The organism is Enterococcus gallinarum (genome assembly GCF_021496385.1).
Lineage (GTDB): Bacteria > Bacillota > Bacilli > Lactobacillales > Enterococcaceae > Enterococcus_D > Enterococcus_D gallinarum.
The window spans coordinates 494,309-517,504 of the sequence record NZ_CP050816.1; the positions used below are offsets into that span (position 1 = coordinate 494,309).

The 23,196-nt window shown below is 40.4% G+C and carries 19 protein-coding genes; 3 read left to right on the plus strand and 16 right to left on the minus strand.

The genetic code is table 11. The features are described from left to right. Nucleotides 1–11 precede the first annotated feature (11 nt). Nucleotides 12–830: a pyruvate, water dikinase regulatory protein gene (locus tag HED61_RS02385; RefSeq protein WP_003129026.1), complete on the plus strand. Its 819-nt coding sequence runs from the start codon at nt 12–14 to the stop codon at nt 828–830. Next, nucleotides 814–2,688, plus strand: a complete 1,875-nt coding sequence (locus HED61_RS02390) for a fructose-1,6-bisphosphatase (protein WP_219645389.1) — start codon at nt 814–816, stop codon at nt 2,686–2,688. Before HED61_RS02385 ends, HED61_RS02390 begins: the two co-directional genes overlap by 17 nt. Nucleotides 2,689–2,746: 58 nt before the next feature. On the opposite strand, the gene HED61_RS02395 is transcribed toward HED61_RS02390, so the two are convergent. From HED61_RS02395 to HED61_RS02450, 12 genes are all read right to left on the minus strand, one after another. After that, nucleotides 2,747–3,160: a phosphate-starvation-inducible PsiE family protein gene (locus tag HED61_RS02395; RefSeq protein WP_081131849.1), complete on the minus strand. Its 414-nt coding sequence runs from the start codon at nt 3,158–3,160 to the stop codon at nt 2,747–2,749. Between the two features lie 172 nt (nt 3,161–3,332). Next, nucleotides 3,333–3,950 (minus strand): hypothetical protein, encoded by a 618-nt coding sequence (locus HED61_RS02400; RefSeq protein WP_005473007.1) that lies wholly within the window; start codon nt 3,948–3,950, stop codon nt 3,333–3,335. Nucleotides 3,951–4,177: 227 nt separating this feature from the next. Further along, nucleotides 4,178–4,678 carry a general stress protein gene (locus HED61_RS02405; protein WP_219645390.1) on the minus strand — a complete coding sequence of 167 codons (501 nt, stop codon included), beginning with the start codon at nt 4,676–4,678 and terminating at the stop codon, nt 4,178–4,180. A 158-nt stretch (nt 4,679–4,836) separates the two neighbouring features. Beyond that, nucleotides 4,837–5,991 carry a glycoside hydrolase family 88/105 protein gene (locus HED61_RS02410; RefSeq protein ID WP_005473009.1) on the minus strand — a complete coding sequence of 385 codons (1,155 nt, stop codon included), beginning with the start codon at nt 5,989–5,991 and terminating at the stop codon, nt 4,837–4,839. Next, nucleotides 5,979–6,392 (minus strand): RDD family protein, encoded by a 414-nt coding sequence (locus HED61_RS02415; RefSeq protein WP_113848989.1) that lies wholly within the window; start codon nt 6,390–6,392, stop codon nt 5,979–5,981. The genes HED61_RS02410 and HED61_RS02415 overlap by 13 nt, the downstream gene beginning before the upstream one ends. Before the next feature lie 4 nt (nt 6,393–6,396). Next, a complete protein-coding gene (locus HED61_RS02420) occupies nt 6,397–7,254 on the minus strand; it encodes a carbohydrate ABC transporter permease (RefSeq protein WP_172461408.1) in 858 nt (285 codons plus the stop codon). Between the two features lie 12 nt (nt 7,255–7,266). Further along, a complete protein-coding gene (locus HED61_RS02425; protein WP_005473010.1) occupies nt 7,267–8,157 on the minus strand; it encodes a carbohydrate ABC transporter permease in 891 nt (296 codons plus the stop codon). Between the two features lie 141 nt (nt 8,158–8,298). Further along, nucleotides 8,299–9,630 carry an ABC transporter substrate-binding protein gene (locus tag HED61_RS02430; protein ID WP_081131850.1) on the minus strand — a complete coding sequence of 444 codons (1,332 nt, stop codon included), beginning with the start codon at nt 9,628–9,630 and terminating at the stop codon, nt 8,299–8,301. Between the two features lie 210 nt (nt 9,631–9,840). Continuing rightward, nucleotides 9,841–10,722: an AraC family transcriptional regulator gene (locus HED61_RS02435; protein ID WP_005473018.1), complete on the minus strand. Its 882-nt coding sequence runs from the start codon at nt 10,720–10,722 to the stop codon at nt 9,841–9,843. A gap of 254 nt (nt 10,723–10,976) precedes the next feature. Further along, nucleotides 10,977–13,064 carry an SH3 domain-containing protein gene (locus HED61_RS02440; protein ID WP_138371400.1) on the minus strand — a complete coding sequence of 696 codons (2,088 nt, stop codon included), beginning with the start codon at nt 13,062–13,064 and terminating at the stop codon, nt 10,977–10,979. 290 nt (nt 13,065–13,354) lie between these two features. Further along, nucleotides 13,355–14,563: an NAD(P)/FAD-dependent oxidoreductase gene (locus HED61_RS02445; protein ID WP_103300706.1), complete on the minus strand. Its 1,209-nt coding sequence runs from the start codon at nt 14,561–14,563 to the stop codon at nt 13,355–13,357. Nucleotides 14,564–14,594: 31 nt separating this feature from the next. Next, on the minus strand, nt 14,595–15,497 hold the full coding sequence (locus HED61_RS02450) for a prenyltransferase (RefSeq protein WP_003129007.1): 903 nt from the start codon (nt 15,495–15,497) through the stop codon (nt 14,595–14,597). 94 nt (nt 15,498–15,591) lie between these two features. Between HED61_RS02450 and HED61_RS02455 the strand changes: the two genes are divergently transcribed. Beyond that, complete coding sequence (locus HED61_RS02455) at nt 15,592–16,572, plus strand: polyprenyl synthetase family protein (protein ID WP_003129005.1); 981 nt, start codon at nt 15,592–15,594, stop codon at nt 16,570–16,572. Between the two features lie 168 nt (nt 16,573–16,740). On the opposite strand, the gene cydC is transcribed toward HED61_RS02455, so the two are convergent. From cydC to HED61_RS02475, 4 genes are read right to left on the minus strand one after another with little or no spacing between them, the layout of a single operon-like run. Next, nucleotides 16,741–18,486 carry a thiol reductant ABC exporter subunit CydC gene (cydC, locus tag HED61_RS02460; RefSeq protein WP_029487346.1) on the minus strand — a complete coding sequence of 582 codons (1,746 nt, stop codon included), beginning with the start codon at nt 18,484–18,486 and terminating at the stop codon, nt 16,741–16,743. Next, nucleotides 18,479–20,200 carry a thiol reductant ABC exporter subunit CydD gene (cydD, locus tag HED61_RS02465; RefSeq protein WP_219645391.1) on the minus strand — a complete coding sequence of 574 codons (1,722 nt, stop codon included), beginning with the start codon at nt 20,198–20,200 and terminating at the stop codon, nt 18,479–18,481. Before cydD ends, cydC begins: the two co-directional genes overlap by 8 nt. Next, entirely contained in the window at nt 20,200–21,216 is a 1,017-nt protein-coding gene (gene cydB, locus HED61_RS02470; protein ID WP_003129001.1) for a cytochrome d ubiquinol oxidase subunit II, read from the minus strand. Before cydB ends, cydD begins: the two co-directional genes overlap by 1 nt. Then, nucleotides 21,213–22,631, minus strand: coding sequence for a cytochrome ubiquinol oxidase subunit I (locus HED61_RS02475; protein ID WP_003129000.1), 1,419 nt, complete (start codon nt 22,629–22,631; stop codon nt 21,213–21,215). The genes cydB and HED61_RS02475 overlap by 4 nt, the downstream gene beginning before the upstream one ends. Between the last annotated feature and the right edge of the window lie 565 nt (nt 22,632–23,196).

Here is a 23,196-nt window from a genome sequence, read left to right on the forward strand (position 1 = left end):
GAGCGAAAAAAATGAAGAATGTTCGACTATATTTGATTTCAGATTCCGTTGGTGAAACAGCACAAAAATTGATTAGTGCAGTTTCCGCACAATTTCCTACGATCGATCTATCCGATATTCAACTGTATCCTTTTACAAATGATGAAGAGAGCTTATTGGAAATCTTACAAGATGCTTTACTGGATAAATCGATTGTTGTGACGACGCTTGTTAACAAAGATTTAGTGAAATTTGTCGAAGCCTTTGCTAAACGCACCGGTCTTCAACATGTCGATTTCATGACGCCATTGATCTCAGTAATCGAAGCAACCGTCGGGCTACAAGCAGTTCAGGAACCTGGCGCAATCCATCGTTTAAATCAAGAATACTTCAGTCGTGTTGCTGCAATGGAGTTTGCAGTGAAGTATGATGACGGCAAGGATCCTCGTGGTTTTCTCGATGCTGACATCGTATTGCTCGGTGTTTCCCGTACTTCCAAGACACCGTTAAGTCTATATATGGCTAATCGTGGTTACAAAGTGGCTAATCTGCCTTTAATACCTGAGGTCGCTTTACCCAAAGAGATCAATCAAATCGATCCCAAAAAAATGATCGGGCTCACTACAAATTCTGACTCACTCGTCGAAATACGCCGTTCTCGACTGGCTTCATTAGGGTTGAAAGAAACTACTAACTATACAGAACCAAGCCGGATCGATGATGAACTAGCCTATGCGAATCAATTATTCCAACAGCTAGGAATCAATGTAATCGATGTCAGCAAACGGTCGATCGAAGAAAGTTCGATGTTGATCGAAGAATTTTACAAAAATAATGCCTATGCACACTGAAGATCAATTAAATGATTTCATTGAGATTATCAATTTAGAGGCGATCCAGCAGTTACCTAAAGCAACCGAACACTTTGTCAGTGATCTGCACGGTGAATATGAAGCTTTTGATCATATCTTGCGCAATGGTTCAGGCAGCATTCGGGAAAAAGTCGAAACATTGTTTCAATACTCACTGACCGCTGCTGAGAAGACCGAGCTATGTTTTTTGATTTACTATCCAAAAGAAGTATTGCAAGAAAAAGACTATCCGCATGAGGATTGGATCCAATTAATGACTCAACTGGTCAAAGTGGCTCGTTTTACTTCCAGCAAATATACGCGGTCCAAAGTTCGAAAAGCTTTACCAAAACAATTTGCTTATATTTTAGAAGAATTGCTGTATCAATATGACTCGGACTTCAACAAAGAAGCCTATTATAAAGCGATTTTTGATAAGATCATCGACTTATCCTTAGCGCCTCTATTTTGTGAACAGCTAGCATTTTTGATTCAGCGTTTTGTCGTTGATCACCTACATGTTATTGGGGATATTTATGACCGGGGACCCGCACCTGATAAAATCATCGACCGGCTCATGGCGCTTCCTTCTTTGGATATCCAATTAGGGAACCATGATATTTTGTGGATCGGGAGTTACTGCGGTTCTTTCCCTTGTTTGGCAAGTACCATACGGATCGCTGCACGGTATGGAAATTTAGCATTGTTGAAAGAAGGCTATGGCATCGACCTCTCTAAATCCATAGCATTTAGTCGTAAACATTATCAAGAAAATAAGGGGTTTTATCCTAAGAAAACTGTTGATGATCTTTCCGAAGAGGAAATTCACGACGCAATGCTCCTCCAGCAAGCCTTTGCAATCATTCAATTCAAGGTAGAGGCCGCTGTGATCAAACGACGCCCCGAATTTCAATTAGCGGATCGTTTGCTATTGGGTAAAATCACAAAGGATTTGCAGATTCAGCTAGAGGATCACTTTGAGCCTCTGATCCATGCTTGCTTTCAATTGGTTGATCCCGAAGCACCCTATCTTTTGACTGATGAAGAGCAAAAAGTACTGGAGGATCTTCTCAAACAATTTCAATCCTCCGAAAGGTTAGCAACCCATGTACGTTTTCTAGTAGAAAAAGGCACGATCTATCAAATTTATAATGGCAATCTACTGTACCACGGTTGCATCCCCTGTCATCCTGATGGTCGCTTCCTTTCAGTGTCCTTTGGAAAAACCTCTTATCAGGGCAAAGCATTGATGGATTTCTTTCAAGAATGTGTAAAACAGAGTTTCGCAACACCAGAAAGGACCGACGATCTGGCGACCGATGTCCTTTGGTATCTCTGGTGCGGAGAAGGGTCTTCTCTTTTCGGTAAAAAATCCATGAAAACCTTCGAGCGCTATTTCATCAGTAATAAACACACGCATATTGAAGAAAAAAACGCCTACTATACCCTAAGAGAAAAAGAAGCATTTTGCCGTCGCTTATTCGCTGCGTTTGGATTAGACTCGACAGGACACATCATTAACGGCCACACACCAGTAAAAGTGAAAAAAGGAGAGACGCCAATCAAAGCCAATGGGCACCTACTGGTAATTGACGGTGGCTTATCCCGCTCCTATCAGGAAGTTACCGGTATCGCCGGTTACACGCTGCTATCTAATTCTTTTGGGATGACACTTGCTGCTCACCAACCATTTACAGATCGTCAGACAGCAATCAAGGAGCGGAAGGATCTAATGACGCAAAAGAAAATCGTTCTTCGTCAAACAGAACGAATCACTGTGCGTCAAACGGATATTGGGAAACAACTTCAAGCAGAGAGTGCTAGTTTATTCGCAAAAAATAATCCTATCAATAACTGAGTCATTCAGTTTACTGATAGGATTATTTTTATTTCTAAGCAACTTTCTGATTTGTTTTTCAGATGTCTTTGGAGCTATGAAAAGATTTCAACTTCTCTAGTGCTTGTAAAACAAAAATCAGTACTAAAATTGCCAGCGCCAGAAACAACGTCTCTAGCCCTTTTCCTTGTGCCAACAACAACTCCCGCAAAATCGCTGTGATACTGATCAGAATCAGATAACGAACAGGAATATGATGTCCTTCTTTTACATAACGCAGTAACATCAAAATGATTTCAAGTAAAATAAATAGCGTAGCAATCTCTTCGATCAAGAAGGATAGATCACTGACTTTTGTCAAAGGAATGACATAAGTAATGATTTTATAAATTGCTTCTGCCATCACAACCAATACCAATACAACTAAAATTGCTAACATAATATCAACAATAGCACTGATCAGCTTTTCAAAGCTTCTGAAATATTTGCCCATAGCGCGCCCCCTTTTCAACTCATTATAAGCGAATTTAATGAAATCACTTTGTGATATGCTTGAAAAAGGTGCACTTTTATTGCACAAAATAATCAGTCGCTACTTCAGCAAATAGATGAATAGTCGTAAGGGATTCGCTGGTTTAAAATTCTGACGATCTTTGCCGAAGCGCTTATCTAAAAAAGGCATCAAATGGTTCTTCTAAAAGAAGTTTTAATGGTTCTGATCCATCCGCAGCATTGGCCGGATCATTACTATCAATCGGTGTATCACCAGCTTCTGTGCTCTCTTCACTTTCGTCAGAAGTAGTTGTGTCTGTACTGCTTGAACTGCTAGATGAAGAGGTTGAACTACTCGTACTTGAGCTGCTGCTAGAGGAGCTCGTCGTTTCGGATGTACTAGTCGTAGTATCAGAATTTGCTGATCCATTATTGGAAGTGCTAGATGCTGTATCTGTCTCCTTCACTACTGCTTCACTACTGTCAGCTATACTTTCTGATTCTGTAGACGGAATGGCCGATGAATCTTCATTTGATTTTGTTCCACTGGTCTGTGCAGTTGTTTCGGAGTAGGAACTGACCCGTGCTTCATAAAAAGTTTCACTGGTTGTTTCCGTTTCAGACGTACTTGTTTCGGCAACCTGCACTGGTGCTTCAGAAGATGGCTCCGAAGAATTGCGCTGGAACGGGGCCGCAACAAAAGCATTTACGTCTTGATCAATTGCCATACTCAACATAATTGTGACAAAACAACTAACGAGTGCTGACTGCAAATTAAATTTCAACTTCATTGCTATCCCTCACCTTCTCTTTATATGAAGTACCGTGCATTTTTTTGAAGAAATGGTTTTCTCCATCTATTATACAAAAAAAAGAAACGAGCAACAAATTAAGAATTCGTTGCAGCAATTGTCCCGTATTTTACAAGCTTAACATCTGAAATACAAAGAAATAACAGCCATTGCAGGGCTGCTATTTCTTTGATTATAAGCCGACCATTTACTGGATGGGATCTTTTTTATAAATTACGCAAGTGATTTGGGTCATTAATTGGTGTTTCGATATCACTATCTCCCATTCGAGGGGTCGGATGAACCGATTCATCAGGCATTGCTGTCTCACCTGTAACAGGTTGATCAATGATCGCTGTATCTGTTTCTTCGATTCGATCGATTGCGTGATAATCGTAGACTCCTACCACTAAACGATCCTGCTCAAGGTCGTCACGATAGGCAAATAAAGGATCACTCTCATCATCAATCGTCCGATGGTCATAGTCGCCAAATGAGAAAGCATCTTTGATTTTTTCCCACATTGAACGATCATCATCTGATCCTCCAGTCGCTTCTACTTCTGCACTACTTAACGTATCTAAGCCAAACTGCTCGATGATCGTTGCATTCGCAAACAAAACAATGTCGTCTTTGTTGTACCCTTCGTTTCGCAATTGATCAATTGCTGTCAATGCTTCAGCCCGAGTGTCGTAACTGCCAATAATCGTCAGGTTTCTTTTATCCATTTGAAAGCCTCCTTATTTTGTGTACGCATGAAATCGGTCTATCTTTCAGCACTTGCCTTTTCATTGAAGGAAGTTGCCTACCATTTCATTGTATCTTACTCTGCGAAGGAGACCAAATGGTTTGTTTGCGCTTACGAAAATGATAAGAATCACTGGCTTTATTGGTTCTGCAGTTGCAACCATTCACTGTAAGCATAAACGAACGGACCGATGCCTTTAGCATCATCGTTGACAACTGGCTCTGAAATATAATACTCATAGGAGCCATCTCTGATTTTGTAGTTGCCTTTTCCAGGCATCCCCCCTAAGCCAGCAACTAAACAGATATCTTTCAACGTAAATTCTCCGTTTTTAATAACCAATTTGTGCTTTACAAGAGCGCGTAGGATCGTCTCGCCGATTATTTTATATTGTGAAGGAAGAATAGCTAATCGACTGGCTTTTAGCATCACATAACTCAAAGCAGCAGATCCACTCGTCTCTAAATAATTGTCTTCACCGTCTGGTCTATCTGTTACTTGAAAAAAGAGACTCGTTTTTGGATCTTGATAAGCCATTACTGCACCTACAAGTTCTGTTAAATAGCGCTGCAACTGCTGCTTTTCTTGGAGATAGCCTTCATGGGACAGTAAAACTTCAAGTGTGTCAACTAATGCCATAGCATACCATCCAAGAGAACGAGTCCAAAAGTTTGCGCTACAACCTGTCTTTGGATGCGCCCAAAATGCAGTTCTCGTACAGTCGTATCCGTGATACAGCAATCCTGTTCGCGGATCTTTCATTGACTCCATGACATTTTTGAATTGCCCAATCACATCACTAACATCTGCGGAGTTGCCAAACGTTAGTTGGTATTGGATCGCAAATGGTTGAACCATGTATAAACCATCTAGCCAAACTTGTTGCGGGTAGACCAGCTTATGCCACATGCTTCCTTCCTTAGTGCGCGGTTGCAACAAAACTTGCCGATACAGATTATCTAGAGCCTTGCGGTATTTGCTTTTCTTAGTGATTGCATATAACTGAAACAATAGTTTTCCTTCATTGATTGCGTCACAGTTATATTCTTTTTCATCGTACCCCAATGGATTCCCTGCCTCATCAATGTAGTGATCAATAAAGGTTTCAACAAACGCAAGATAATTCTCGTCTTGTGTTGCATTAAACATGTATTGGATCGCCAGAATCATGCAGCCATCGATATAACTCCAACGGATTGGATGATTGGCTAATCGAGCCTCTTGATTCCAAATAGGTGCTTCTGGCGAAGAATGTGCGATTACTTGATCCAAAAATTGTCTTATTTCTTCCAACTATTTTCTCCTTTACCAATTCTTAACTTTGTATGTGTAGATGCCTCATGTCCTCCTTCTTTGCCAAACAGTAGCGGCAGGCAAATGAAGAAACAGCTGGCTAGTTTGCATAAAATCTCTCGTTGAAAAATGACTGCCACTGGAACATTTTTGCGATATTTATCTGTTGAAACGATCTGCAGCTGAAAGAATGCTTTTCCGATCGTCTGCTGATTTTGCATGAATGGATATTGCAGTGCAAAATACATAACACACATCAAACAAATCGCAGTCAAAACAGCGACAAAGTCATTATTGATGATCCGACCGATTAGCGGAAGTCCTCCTACAAAGATAAGAAATATGGTTAAAATCCCTAAGACAAAATCAACGATTTGTGCGAGAATTCTTCTGATCAACATATGACTACTCTTTACTTCCTGTAGAAGCAACGCCATCAACAAAGTACCGTGATCCCATAAAGAAAATTGCGATCATAGGTAACAGCCCCAAACAAGAAGCAGCGAATACTCTCCCATAGGAGACCATTGCTTCACCGTCTAATAATTGTTTCAATGCTACTGATAGAACCGTTTTATCTGAACTATTCAAATAAATCAATGGTCCTTGGAAATCATTCATGCCCCACATAAAGCTTAGCAAGGCAACGGTAATCAGAATTGGTTTGATTACGGGAATGATGATTTTGAACAAAATCTGAAATTCATTACACCCGTCCATCACTGCCGCTTCATCTAACTCTCTAGGAATTGTTCGCATAAATTGAATGATCATAAATACAAAAAACGAAGAACTAGCAAAAATATCCGCTACATAAAGGCTGGCAAAACTATCCAAAAGTCCCACCTCACGGTACAACAGATACAGCGGAATGCGAAAAGCCAGTTCTGGCATCAATAATGTAACGATCACGGCACCAAAGACAAATTTTTTCCCTTTAAACGATTTTCGTGCAATCACATAGGCGGTAATCACGCAAGATAAAACTGTAAAAATCGTTTTTGGAATCAAAAATTTCAGTGTATTCCCAAAGAAAAACCAGATAGAATGGTCTCGCGTCAACTGCCAAGCATCGGAAAAATTCGTTGTAACCACACGGTCACTTGGCGGGAAAATACTCAAGCTACCAAAAATGTCCCGGTTCTCTTTAAACGCAGAACCAATCATCCAAAACAACGGATAAATCAAGATAATCCCCACACCAATCAATAATCCATAACGAATGATTTCATTCATCCGTCTTCGAGATTTACTCATTTCCATTATTCAGCCCCCTTAATCATTATAAAATACCCACCGATCAGATGACTTGAAAATAATAACCGTAAATATACCGATGATCACCAACAAAATCCATGTTAGTGCACTCGCATAGCCATAATTCCCATTTTGAAAGGCTTGATCATAAATATAAAGATTCAAGAAATAAGTCGTCTTATTTGGTCCACCTTTAGTGATTAAATACGCGGAGTTAAACTCTTGAAACGCTTTGACTAATACATTTACGGCGTTGAACAAAATTACGGGGGTAATAATCGGTACAGTGATATTGAACAGTTGTCTTATTTTTGAAGCCCCATCCATTTCTGCCGCTTCATAAACTGTTTTAGAAACACCTTGCAATGCCGATAAGAAAATCAACATGGTCGAACCGAATTGCCAAGTTTTTAAAATAATCAGGGTAAAAATCGCGAACTTTGGATCTTTTGTCCAGTTAATGGCGACATCGTTTCCGAGTGTAAAAACACTCAACACCATATTCACAGGTCCGTTGACATCAAAAAGCATGGTCCATAAAATTGAAACAGCTACATTTCCTCCTAAAATAGAAGGAATATAATAAGCGGTACGAAAGAAATTGACTCCCTTAAGCTTAAAATTCAAGATGGCTGCTACTGCAAAAGAGACAATGATAACTGCTGGGGTACCAATCAACACATATTTGATTGTTGCAAAGAAACTCGCAGTAAACGTATCGTCTTTTGTAAAAATCTCTAGATAATTTTGTAATCCGACAAACTCCGGATCACCTAAAATCGGATATTCTAACAAACTGTAGTAAAAAGAAATAATGATTGGGTAAACTTTAAAGACTAGGAAGCCAATGATCCATGGCATGAGCATGCAGTAGATCACCCAATTTGTTCTTTTCATTTTTTTCAACATCGCATTTGACTCCTTTACCTTCTAAATGAACGCCCAGATACTAATGGGTTACTTCCAGACATTCTCACTCATGTCCAATTTTATTTTGGAAAAAGAAGGGTACGGGACGTAGCTAAGTCTCGCATTCCTTCTTGTTGCTTCCTATTCTTGGTAATACTTATCAAGTGCTGCTTGCTGTTTCTCAATGAATTGCTTCGCAGCTTCCTCCGACGTGAACTTTCCTGTCCGAAATGCCTCGTAAACCGTATATCTTTCTCCCCGCACATTTTCGTCTTCAAAGTATGGATCTAACACCGTTTGTTCATAGTCATCCAATTTGGCGTACCCTTCAGCCACAGCACCTTCGACTAGTTGATTCGCTACTTGCAGATCGTAACAAACTGTGTTGCTTGAAATACCCAAAGAATCTCCGGCAGCCTTCACCGCTTGCTCATTGGTAAACAAGAACTCAATAAAAGTGGCTGCTGCTTCAGGATGTTTCGAATTTTTTGAAATTGCGTAGCCAAAATTTGGTTTCACATAGATACTTGGTTTAGAGTCAGCATCGACTTGCAAGAAATCTCCTACAACTAACTCATCTAACCCGTCGCCGCCTTTGTATGAGTTTGTCCATTTCGCCAGTGAGTTTGCCCACTCATAAACAGAGCCTGCATTGCCTTCTACCCATTGAGGGTTTGATTCCGTATCGATTGGGCTTGTTTGCTCAAAAGTCGGCAGTGCACCAGCATCTTCCAATTCTTTATATCTTTCAAGCACTTCTTTCACTTCAGCCACACTATAGTTGACTGTCCCATCGGTCTGCATGATCTTCCCTGTATAGTTGTAAAGCATCTGAGCAATAAATAGATCTAATGAGAACTCTCCCACATTGAGATATGCGTACTGATTGTCTTCACCAGTTGGCGTATTCCCTTTCGCAATGACTTCTCCCGCTGCCAAAAGATCATCATAGGTCGTCGGCAGTTCCAACCCATTGGCTTCATAAAGTGCTTGGTTCATCAAAGGAACCCGACCGGTCATTCCGTGGGGAACCGCGGCTTGTTCACCACCCACTTGCATCGCTTCTAAATAAGAACTTTCCCAATTGTCTAGCGTCAAATAGTCACTGACCTCATTCAAGTCCATAAAGATATTCTTGCCCTTCCCGAATGAAAAGAGCCAATTGTAATTCACTTGCATCACGTCTGCTTCAGTTTTACCGGATAGCTGAGTCAATGTCTTTTCTTGCCATCCATCCCACGCACCATACTCTGTGTTAACCGTGATATGCGGATATTCCTCTTCAAAAAGAGCCACTACATCTTGCATCGCATCATGACGATTATCCGCTCCCCACCAAGCAAACTTAATCGTCACTGCTTCTGCATCTTTTGTTGAACCACTGCTGCCAGAACCAGTAGTGTCAGGCTGAGATCCACACGCTGCTAGAACTAAAGTGCTAAAAAGACTGGCAACCAATATCTTCTTTTTCATCTGATTATTTCCTCCTCCATAAAATGCACACGTTTACAATTTTTCATTTATGTATCCGCTTACTGATTTTATCGGACAAAAAATGTCTCAGCAATAGACAAGCAAAACTTGCACAAAAAAGTGACGTAATATCCGCGAACTTGTACAATATTGACTTTTTTAACAGGAAAATAATCCCCCTTTCATGCCTGTGCAAAGATGAGTGACTATTTAGAAATTATTTTTTTCTCGCAGACTTTCTTTGTATGCAATTTGTTTCTTGCGGTATTGCAAAGGGGATGTCTCTGTATATTTTTTGAACACACGGTTGTAGTAGGTAATGTTGCTGTATCCACTTTTTCTCGCTATTTCAGCAATATCCCAATCTGTATCTTCCAGTAATCGCTGAGACTGACGGATTCGTTGAATGTTGGTATATTCAGTGATGGTGTAGCCTGTTGCACGCTTGAAGATACGGCATAAATAGGATTTGTCGAGATAAAAAGACGAAGCGATTTGTTCCAATGAATGGATCGATGCATAGTTCCGACGAATAAAGGCTGCAATTTGATTAACTAGCTCGCTTTGTTTTCCCAAACTTTCTGCCGGTTCATCAGAAAGCCCCCTGAAGTTCTTGATCCGCTGAATAAAAATAAAAAGTTCGATTAATTTTGTTTCGACCATTACCTGGTAATTGTATTCTTTGTGGATCACTTCATCTGCGATTTTCGCTAAGAGCGTTTGTACGTAAGAGCGATCCGCTGGCGGAATCTGAATGATACCATGATGTTTTAAAAAAAAGGTCTCCAGATCTATTCCCATGGATTGAGCGATTCTTGGAAATTTGCTGGCTTCATAGAGAACGAGTACACGATCATGATAAATATACTTTCCTGAGAATGTATTGTGGACACAGTCGGGGTGAATCATAACCAATGTACCAGGTTGGATTTTATAGGTTTTTTCTCCAATCAAAAAATAGCGGTTCCCTTCTATAAAATATTGGATTTCGCATTCAGAATGCCAATGCTTCACCATATTGTAGATACTATCTCGTCGTGAGCGATCAATCGTCAATCCGTTCATCATCCCACTATAAACAATCGTCTTCATACTCTCCACTCCTTTCTTTGTTTTCTATTTTACCTAAAAAATAGGAAACTCCATAGGGGGGACGGAACCAAAATCTGCTTGGATTCTTTGACAGAGGTAAACAGAATGATTCTAAAAGACCATTCAAAAATAAATCTATCTTCAGCGATTTTTATTACGAACAAACCAGCAAAAAAGCATTACCCGATATCACGAATGTGTATCGGGTAATGCTGATTGATTTTCTTTTGAGTTGCATGAAATCAGGTGTCTCACTATTTCACGATCAATTTTTGACCAACATAAATGATATTATTGGACAAGCGATTCCATGAAGTGATTTGGTCAATACTACTACCATACTTTTGCGCAAGAGACCACAGACTGTCCCCAGATTTAACGGTATGATATTTAGTCGAAGAACTATTATTGGCAGAACTATTACTTGAAGAAGCATTTGTCGCGGTCTTCGTAAGATAGGCACCACTGACCCAGCCTTTGCCAGAAACATAGTACCATTTGTTATTCCCATTAACACTAGTACCATTTTTGACGGCTGTTGCTGTCACGGTACTGCCTTGGCTCAATGAACCAACGATGCTGCCACTTGTCGATGCTGTAGAACGAATATTCAATGTCGCGGTCGTTTTCATCTTTTGATTGATCGAATCACCTGTATTCGATGTATTCGACGATGAGCTAGAGTCACTCGTTAAATACGCGCCGCTGACCCAGCCTTTGCCAGAAACATAGTACCATTTCGTATTGCCATTGACACTAGTACCATTTTTGACGGCTGTTACTGTTACGGTGCTGCCTTGGCTCAATGAGCCAACGATGCTGCCACTTGTCGATGCTGTAGAACGAATATTCAATGTCGCAGTCGTCTTCATCTTTTGGTTGATTCCAGTATTGGCAGTATTATCATTTGTATTGCCTGATGTTGAACCAGAATTTACTTCTGTTAAATACGCGCCGCTGACCCAGCCTTTGCCAGAAACATAGTACCATTTCGTATTACCATTGACGCTCGTTCCTGTTTTGACTGCCGTTGCTGTCACAGTGCTGCCTTGACTCAATGAGCCAACGATGCTGCCACTCGTCGATGCTGTAGAACGAATATTCAATGTCGCAGTCGTCTTCATCTTTTGGTTGATTCCAGTATTGACAGTATTATCATTTGCATTGCCTGATGTTGAACCAGAATTTACTTCTGTTAAATACGCACCACTGACCCAGCCTTTGCCAGAAACTTTATACCAATTTGTATTGCCATTGACGCTCGTTCCTGTTTTGACCGCAACTGCCGTAAAGGTTGTATTCGCAGTAAGTGAGCCGGTAACTGCTGCTGTAGTAGACGCATCTGAACGGATATTCATAGATGCAGTCGTTTTCATTTGCTTTTGAATCGCGTTTTCTCCTACAGGGGTCTCAACATTATTCATGTCACCGTTCCCAGCGGAACTGCCGCTATCGTATTGAGTTAAGTTATACGTTGCAATAAGATTGTTCAATTTGCTGGCATAGGAAGTATCAGTCGCATAGCGTCCTTGCAGCCATGCCGTTGCTTCTGTATATGATCTCGTATTGCTCTTCCAAGCACCGCTGTAATAATAGCTACCGGCAGCAAAACTGGTATTTCGTAAGACATACGCATTATCTTGGAAAGATTCTCTTAAAGATGGATATTTGCGGAACTTCGCTATAATTTGATAATAATTGCCCGAACCATTATCTTCCAATGTTGCCATTTCGACATACTGCCCATTATAACTTCCTTTGATTCCAAACATATTGTTCGCTTGGGTCGTCAAAGTCGAAGTACCCCAGCCGGATTCTAGGATAGCTTGTGCAATCATCACTGATGCATAGAGATCATTAGCGGCAGCTACTTCTGTTGCATAACCACTTGCTTTCGCAATAAATCCACTCGTATCAGCACGTGCTGAGAAGATCGAGGTTCTTGCTAACGCAGGTGCAGCAACAATTGGCGTCTCAACGACCGCTGTATCTTCCGTGATAGTTTCCTGTGGCGTTGCCGCTTCCTCAGGTGTTGTAACAGGCTGCTCTTCAATAGGAACAGTTGGTTCTGTTGTTTCCTCTGTCGAAATCGTCTCGTCAGCACTGCTTTGAATGCTGTCTCCAGTTGAATCAGTGGAGCTATTTCCTCCAGATACTTGATTTTCTGTGATCTCTGCTTGGTTTTTTGCATCATCTGAAGTCGCTGTTTCTGCAGCTAAAACCAAATTTGGTGCAATCGTTGAACCGGCTACCACAGTTGTAGCCATCGTCAACCCTTTTTTTGCTAATAATGAACGCTTCAATCGTTTTTCTAAACGGCGTCTTTCTTTACGAATCGTCATTTCATGCCTCCCAACAAACATAGTCTCTTTATTTTAACATTTTTTTAATAAAGGTACAAAAGGGGGTTTTTTCTTACCCTGTTTTCTCTTCAAAACCTAATCATTTATCTAGAGATTCAATAAAGGCCTTACGCCCTATGGTGTTAAAAACTGAAATAGTAGTAAATAGACAGAAACGCCCAACATGAATCGGGCATCTCTGTCTATTTTACTTATAATTAAACTATCTCCATCGGTACATGTTCTCTTCTTGCTTCTGTTAATGTTAAGTCGAAAAAATAGCGCACGACTCAATGATAAAAATCAAAGCGGCCTTTTGCTAACACTTCTTTGACCCCACCAGTTAGGAACAGGGAGCGGTCCATGATGGCTTTTTTGACAAATGATGCTGGATAACCTTTTACAGGCATTTTACCCACCAAACCAAAGGCATGCGTGTTCCCAATAGAGGCTACAGATCCTAAAGATTCAAAATGAAAGTCTTCCGTTTTTTCACCTTTAATCAAGTGTAGACAGTTTTTGGCAGCTTGATACCCCATTTTCAAAGCAATCTGTGCTGTCGTTGGATAAGGGCGATTTGTTGCAGGATCCATCACAGCTGAAACATCCCCTACTACAAAAACATTACTGTGCTCTGGATCACTTAAATCTTGGTTGACCATCACACGTCCACGGCGAGCCGCATAATTTGAATCTGCCATGACATGGCTTCCACTGACACCTGTTGTCCAAATGATCGTTTTAGCAGACAATTCTTCTGTAGCACCCGTTTCAGCATCCGTTTGATAAACAACTACTCCAGGCTTGATTTCTTTGATTGGTTTTCCTGTTAGAAATTCAACACCCCATTTTACCAAGTTATTGATTCCATAGGCAGACAGATTTTCATCAAACATCGGTAATAATCGCGTAACTGCTTCTACACAAAAGAGTTTGATTTCTTCTGATTGGACACCTGCGATCTCAGCAAATTCCTTCCGATTTTCCACTAAAGAACCTAAGAGTTCTACTCCAGTGAATCCCGCCCCACATACGACGATTTTCAATAAATCTGGATCTTGTGTTTTTTTGTATTCTTTCATTTGTTTCAATAAATGATGATAAATAGTTTCTGCTGAATCAACATCTACCATTTCCAATGCGTTTTCATTAACACCTGGGATCCCAAATGACTCAGATTCAAATCCTAATGCTACGATCAAATAATCATAGGAAAGAGATGTTTGATCCGTAAACATGATCCGTTGACTTTGACGGTCAATCGTTGCAACTTCATTTTGTAGGAAAGTTGTTTTTTGTGGTCGTACCACATCAGCGATATCGTAACTAATTCGCTCTCTTGGCTGCGTTCCAGCAGCCACTTCATGCAAATCTGTCGCTTCATAATGGTAGTCATTCTTATCTACTAATGTAATATGAAAATCACCTTTTGCTCCTTGTAATACATGCAATGCTCGCAACCCTGCGTAGCCTGCTCCTAAAATGACAACTTCCTTCATTTCCTATTACTTCCTTTCTTCCTTCAAAAAATTATAAAATCAAACCGATCGCAAAACTAATGACCTGCGCACATGCTCCGACCGCAAGGATCTTTACAGCGCAGACAAAGGTTTCGCGTTTGATTTGTTTATGCATAAATAGTTTTGTCTGTTTCCAGACAAATGGTAAGACGAGAAACGTCAACAACATCGTCCATGGTGCTAAATGCAGAACCACTGCTGTCAAGATCGCTACAAATGCAATAATGTTCAAAAGAACAAATAGCCGTAATCCTTGACTCTTTCCTAAATAATGCACCAATGTATAACGATTGTTGTTTTCATCTTCCTCCAAATCACAAATGTTGTTGGCCAGCATCAAGTTAGCGATCCACAGTGTATTGGGTAGTGCGATTAGAAATATTCCACCCAAGGTCGCGCTATTCCATTGAAAGGTTTCATAAGTATTCAAATATACACAAATCAACGAAATCATGAAGCCCATCGTAAATCCTGAAAAAAACTCACCTAGCGGTAAACTCGATAAAGGCCGCGGACCTGATGAGTAAAAGATACCAATCAAGTAACAATAAAGTCCCATCCAAAACAAGGGCCAACCGACGAAATAGGCCAATACGATACCCATCACCGCCGAAACGACGATCATACCGATCATTAAGCGAAAAACGAATGGAAGCGAGAGCTGCTCGCGTCCGATAATATTTGTTTTTTCTTTGTAATCATGAACTTCTGTTGCGTGATGGTAATCGTTATAATTATCTAAAATATCTACTGCCATGTTGAAGATCAGCATAGCAATAAAGTATAACACCACATAACCTAAATGAATTGAGCCGTAGTTATACCAGCTGTAACAAATTCCGATAAAAAATGGGAGGACACTGGCTGTTTTCGCTTTAAATTCCACAAGCTCCAGAAATACTGGGAGTGTCAAATACTCATCTCCTTTTGATAAATGCACTTAACTAGTCAATAGACTCCCTTTAAGTTAGAATAAGGGCTGAATGACTGGTAGAAAGGGTTTTAATATGTTGAATTTTTGGATCGATTATCCTTCGATCGAGCAAAGACTAAAAACTGTCTGTTCGATCATTGAAGAACGCGTAACTGTTCGTAACAAAGAAATACAAGATGTATTAGTTGATTTTACTTATTCTGGAGGAAAAATGCTGCGTCCAGCATTATTTTTCTTATTCGCTGATCTAGGCGAACCCATTGATGAAAGAAATGATCAATTAACCAAAATTGCTGCTTCATTAGAAATCTTACATATGGCAACCTTGATTCACGATGACATCATTGATGATTCGCCGTTGCGACGCGGACGCATCACTGTCCAAGCAAAATATGGCAAAGATATCGCTGTTTACACAGGTGATCTGCTCTTCACCCAATTCTTTGAGTTATTGATCGAGAGCATGAATGGCTCTCATTTTTTGGCTACAAATGCCCAAGCAATGAAACGCCTTTTGCTGGGAGAATTAGATCAAATGCACACACGCTACAATATAGATGAATCAATTGCTGATTACTTACAAAGCATCAATGGTAAAACTGCCGAATTATTCTGGCTGGCCTGCATCGAAGGTGCTCATTTTGGCGGTCTCGACTTAGAAAACCAAGAACGGGCTGGTGAGATCGGACGAAACATCGGCATCGCTTTTCAAGTTTTTGATGATATTTTGGACTATACAGCAGATTCTGGAACGTTGAAAAAACCCGTTCTTGAAGACTTGGCACAAGGTGTCTATACATTACCTCTGCTCTTTGCTAAAGAACAAAATCCTGCCGCATTTGAGAGTTATCTGTCCAAAAAAAGCGAGTTGACCACCGAGGAGGCCACAGAGGTTGCTGAATTAGTGCGCCGTTATCATGGCGTTGAAAAAGCCACCGATTTTGCTGTTTCTTATACCGAAAAAGCACTAGCCGACATCGAACTGCTGCCGAACACCCCTAGCAAAGAAAAAATTCGCGAGCTAACGCAACTGCTTTTGCAACGAAATTATTGATCATTCTTTATTCTATCCTCCGCAACTGAAAGCTATTCTGAAAATAAACGAACCAATCGGGTAAACAGTGAAGTGTTTTGAGGAGCGAATGCTCCTCAAAAACTAAGCCGACATTCATGTCGATCACTAGCCGATTTTTTTGTTGTCTTGGCAAAGGTCCCAGTTTGATTACAGTCGCCCTTGATCAATAGCCAATAACTGTTGAAAGTGTTGGTTTTCGACAGCTAACTCAGCAGGCGTACCGCTCATCGTTAATTCTCCATCCTCAATAAAAATGACCTGATCCATCAGTGAGATTCCTTGCAGGTGGTGGGTGATCCAAATAATCGTCTTGTCTTCCAACTCATTGAAAAAAGTTTCCAAAACAGCTTGCTCAGTGATTGGATCTAGCCCAACAGTTGGCTCGTCTAATAAAATAATCGGTGTTTTCTTCAAAAGAATTCGCGCTAATGCCAACCGATGGCGTTCACCGCCGGAAAAACGTAACCCTGCTTCATCAACCATGGTTCGCAAACCTTCTGGCAGAGCTGTCACCATCTCTGATAAGCCTACTCGTTTCAGTACGTCCCAAACTTCTTCTTCTGACGCTTCTTCATTACCAATCCGCAAATTATTTAAAATCGTTGTATGGAACAAATAAGGACTCTGGTTGATGACTCCAATCCATTCGCTAATATCTTCACCAAAACTTGCTACCGGCTCACCATTTAAGGTAATACTACCTTGGGTCGGCAATAAATCTCCCCTGAGCAAAGAAGCAAAGGTACTTTTCCCAGAACCGCTACGTCCCAATATTGCCAGTTTTTGATGCGCAGGAATCGTTAAGCTAAGATTCTTTAGTACCTCTTTTTCAGATGGATAATGGAAACTAACCTGATTCACTTCTAAATTGAACGGTGCACTTATAGCTGATGCTGTCCGTTTTTGTTCCTCTTTTTCTGGTAATGCATTAAAACGATCAATCGAATCTTTGTATATATTGGTTTCTTGTGCCGCTGAAGGCAATGGTGCGAAAGCATCTACCAAAGGAAAGACACAAAGGACAAATGCTGCGATCCAATTAGCTAAGCCACCGTGCTCGCCAGGAAATCGCTGACTTGTCCAGACAATCAACGCAACCGTAATCACCCCGAAGATCACTTGTAAAAGGAAATCTCTTTTTCGATCAAAACGATTGATTTTCTCATCAACGCTTCGTAGATTTGCCGCCAATTGCTTGTGTTCATCGACGTATTCTGCTCCTCGCTGTGAAAATACCCAGTCAGAAACTCCTAGCACATTATCAGTCAATGTTGTATATAATTGATTCTTCATTTGTTTTTGCTTTTCTTGACGAGCGCCATTGATCACAACGGACCAGAGCGGCAGCACAAACACATTTATTCCCAACAACAGCAACATTACCAAAGCAAATCCTAACGAAAAGTACCCTAATCCGATAATCAGAAAAGTATACAATAACCAAGCAATCACCGTAGGGAAAATCGTTCGCAGATATAAGTTTTGGATATGGTTGATATCTTCTGCTAATAATCCTAAAATATCGCCAGTTCGATGGGTCTGCTTAAAGAAAACGGCATCTTTTTCGACAACATTGTATAGTTTTAGGCGTAGGTTCGATGTCATTCGCAACACCCAATTATGACTTGTCAGTCGTTCAACATAACGAAAAACTGGTCGGCCGATCCCGAATGCTCGGGTCAGAACGATTGGAATGTATACTAACAAAATATTCTCTGGAATTGAGGCAGAGCGGCTAATCAGATAGCCAGAATTAAACATTAACGCGCCTCCGCAAAAGAATGTCATAAATCCTAAAAACAGCGCTGCTGCAAGAACCTTTTTGTACTTTGAAAGAAAGGGTTTGACCCAGGTATCTGTTTTTAGCGAACGCCAGAGACCGATTTTATTCAAGTTGTTCCCTCCTCATCCCATTGACTAACGCAACGAAAGCGCCATTCTTTGCTTGCAGTTCTGCCAATGTCCCTCGCTCAACAATTCTGCCTTGATCCATTACTAGGATTTGATCCATCTCTTCCATCCAGTGCAAGCGATGTGTCGCAAAGAAGACTAGATGGTTCTCCATCAACGGAAGCATCCGTTCTTTCAATTCTACTTCTGTTTCAATATCTAAATGGGCAGTTGGCTCATCAAATAATAAAATTTTTCGATGCTGGTCTAAGAAAGCACGAGCCAACGCAATTCGTTGCGCCTGTCCACCGCTTAGATGGCGTTCCCCTTCACCTAGCATTGTATCGATTCCTTGCGGCAATTCTTGAACTAATTTCGTTAAACCTGCAACTTCGATTGCTTGCCACACTTGTTCTTCAGTAGCATTTGGCTGATAGAAAGCCACATTTTCTCGCAAAGTCAGCCGATAGATATAGGGGTTTTGGGGAATATAAACTAGTTGCTGCTGCCAATCCGACTGTCTTAATGCAGTCATTTTTTGGCCATCAAAAGTAATTTCGCCTTCTTTCGGAATCAAAAAGCCGCTTAAGTTATTGATCAGCGTTGATTTTCCAGAGCCACTCATCCCAATGATCCCAATTTTTTGAAATCCTTGGACCTCCAATGCAATATCTTTCAAAACAGACTTTTCTCCATAATCAAAAGATAACGAATGAATCGATAGTTCCGAATCAGCTTGCCATTGAGGTAAACTTACTGGATCAATGGCTGCTTCTGGCTCAGATAAAATCGTAGATACAGCGGTCATTGCATTTTTCCCATCTAAAGTCGCATGGTAATCACTTGAAAAATCGCGAATTGGTAAAAAATACTCCGGAGATAAAATCAAAATCGTTAGTGCTGGAAATAACAAGATTTCTTCATTGATCAAACGCAGCCCCAGTAAAACCGCAACCACAGCGATGGACAATGTTGTGAAAAAATCCAATGCAAAAGTGGAAAGAATTCCGACTCTCAACGATCCCATCGTTGCTTTACGAAAACGTTCGCTAGAAGCGAAGATACTTTTTCCATATTTTTTGCTGATCCCAAAAAGTTTCAAGGTGTCGATTCCACGTAATGAATCAATAAAGTGGTTGGACAATAATTGAAATGTGCGGTATTGTTTTTCAGCTTTACTTTGGGCGGCATAGCCTAGGATGATCATAAAAATAATGATCAGTGGAAAAACCAGCAATAAAACCAGACCTGAGATCCAATCCAAGTAAAATACTAAAGCCAAAATCACCCAAGGAATGATCGACATGTTCATAATTTTTGCCAATATTAGTTGTAAATAGTTTTCTACCTGACTAATGCCTTCCAATACCATCGTTGTAATGTTTCCGGTACCTTGTTGCTGAACGATTTGTGGTCCTACACGAAAAATCTTTTCTAGCAGTTGATTACGTAATTCAGTAGCTTGCTGGTAACTATAGCTGTCTAATTTCTTTGTCCGAAAATAAACAATGGCCTGGCGACCTAAAAACGAACAAAAGAACAGTAGAATCCAGCCCCACTGCTCTTCTAACGATTGTCCTTCCCATAATCCAGTGATCCCACTAGCAAGACCATAGGCTTGTCCAATGATGAAGAGAGCTTGCAGGAAAGAAAGTCCTGCAAGCAATCCCATTAACCGTTTCATTCCGGGAAGCTCTATGATTTGTTTGTCGATCATTAATAACCCTCCGTCAGCTCAGTATGACTAATTCGTTTACGGAAAATATAGTAGGTCCATGCTGTATAAGCCAAAACAAACGGCAAGATTGTCAGTGATAAATAACTCATGATCTTCAATGTGTAGTGACTAGAGGAAGCTTCTGCAATCAACAAATCATAACTAGGGTCGATTGAGCTAATCAATACTCGTGGGAACAAACCAGAGAACAACAATCCGACTAGCGCCACCATGGTCAAACCACTAGCAATAAATGCCACCATTTCTTTCCCTTTAAATACAGAGATATTCGCTATCAGCGTCAAAGCCACAATCACAATCAGCAAAAGAAGCGTCGAAGCAAAATGTTTTTCAAAGAAATCTGTTTTGAAATAAAGTAGCGCGGCAAACGCCACCAAACCAAAATATAGCACACCATAAAAGGCACTCGCATAATTTCGGGCACGGTCACGAATCGGACCAGTAGTTTTTAGTGCAATATAATTCAATCCATGTAAGTAGCAAAGCAAAGTTAGGGCAATCCCGCCAACTACAGAGAAGAGATTGACGTAGTCACCGAAGTGCGCGGACATATTTCCCTCTGCATCAATTGGCATGCCTTGGACCATACTTGTAAACAAGAGTCCGAACATAAAAGGCACCAATGTACTGCCAATGGTTAATGTCCAATTCCACATATTTTTACGGTCTTCAGGCATTTTTGCCCGAAACTCAAAGGAAACACCGCGTATAATCAATCCGACTAGTATCAATAACAAAATCAAATAATAACCACTGAACAAAGAGGCATACCAGTAAGGGAAAGAAGCAAACATCGCGCCACCTGCGGTAATCAACCAAACTTCATTCCCGTCCCACACTGGTCCGATCGTATGCACGATCTGATCTTTTTCCTGTTCATTATGGGTCAATGTCTGGACAGACATCCCCACACCAAAGTCAAATCCTTCTAAAAAGAAGAAGCCGGCAAACAAAATGCCAATCAATACATACCACATTAGTTGCAATCCGGTCATCCTTCAAACGCCTCCTTATCAAATGGATCTTCTTCTGCTTCGTGCAGCGTTCCTTCCATCTGGTTGTTTTCAGGACCATGTCCTAACTCTCGCCGAATCAAATAAACCATTGTTAATGCCAAACCAGAGAAAAGAACAAAGTAAACAATATTTGAGATAACAAGCGAAGTTGCCGATACATTTGGCGAAACACTATCTTCAATCGTAAATAGACCATAGACTGTCCATGGGTAGCGACCCAATTCCGTAATCAGCCACCCTGCTGTATTTGCAATGAATGGGGTAAATAATGTTATAGCCACTACCCAAAGCATCCAACGTTTCTCAAATAGCGAAGGCTTCTTCTTACGCGTAAAGAATAACCCCAATGAAGAAACCAACAACATCAATGCACCGAAACCTGCCATGATCCGGAAGCTCCAAAACAATGTGTTGACCGGAGGAAAATAGTTCCGATCTCCGTAACGTTCGATCAAATCTTGATTCACTGTGTTCATTCCATCAATCGAACCAGATGGTTCGTTAAATGCAAGGATACTCAACATATAAGGAATCTCAACACCAAAAACCCGTTTGTGTTCTCGTTCATTTGCCCATGCAACTACAGTCCATGCCGCAGGATCTCCGGTATCTTCATACGTACCTTCCATTGCTGCAAATTTCATTGGTTGTTCTTCAACCAAATACTTCATTTGTTCGTCACCTGCGATCAACACCGTAATTGAACCAAACAAAGCTACTGCAAAACCGATCCGCATTGATTTTTTGAAAAAATCACGGTCAACTTTCTTGTCTTTTTTCAACAATTGGAAAGCTGACATTCCTGCAATCAGAATTCCTCCCATGGCAATTGCTGCAGTAATAACATGAAGGAACTCATACCAGACTTGTGGGTTAGCTAACAGGGCTCCGAAGTCAGTCATCTCAGCACGACCATTGTTCAATGTGTATCCAACTGGATGTTGCATAAAACTATTGGCAGCTAAAATCCAGAAAGCAGAGAGCATCGAGCCAATAGTAACTAACCAAAAGAACGTCATATGCAGTTTAGGGCTGACTTTATCCCATGTGAAAATCCACAATCCTAAGAAAGTTGATTCCAAAAAGAAGGCTAGCAATGCTTCTAACGCCAAAGGAGCACCAAAAATATCCCCAACAAAACGAGAATAATCAGACCAGTTCATTCCAAATTGAAATTCTTGAATGATCCCAGTTACCACTCCTACCACAAAACTTAATAGAAAAATATTTCCCCAGAACTTTGTCATTCGGCGATATTTTTCATCTTTTTTGATCACATAAAGTGTCTCCATGATTGCAACAACGACACCAGTTCCGATCGAAAACGGTACAAAGAAAAAGTGAAAAATCGTCGTCATCGCGAACTGGATTCGTGCTAATGTTACAATATCCATTTTACATCCCCCTATTTCTAAAAAAATACATTAAAATCATTCTAAATAAAGAAAAATTCCAAATACGAATATACTCCTCTCTTAAGTAAAAAAGAAGCAACTTGCCTACTATTTTTATTTTTTAATCGCTTACTCTCCATTCTTTAAAATTGAAACGTTTTCACAAACAAAATGCTCTACATTTCTATGTTTTAATCTTATCACCATCATATGGTAAAGACCAATTATTCGAATAGATGAGGGGAAACAATTTTTCATACTCCGTTCTCTTACTTCTTTAATCGGCTCGAAATAATTTTTATTAATCCAAACGTTCTAAGAGAAACTCATCCGCTTCACAAAATAGAGTCGCTATTTTCGAAAATATTGCATTTGATGTAACTATCTTCTGTAAAAATGCTTCACGTGAAACATTTCAGAAGAAAACCACAACGCCCTTCTAAATTTGCAAAATTTTCCATATCATCAAAAATATGTTGGTCCCCTTTTAGTTGGAAAGAAAGAGTCAGCCATTCTTGAAAAATTTATTTGAAAATTTAGTTTTATTCCGCTTACCAAGTGCAAT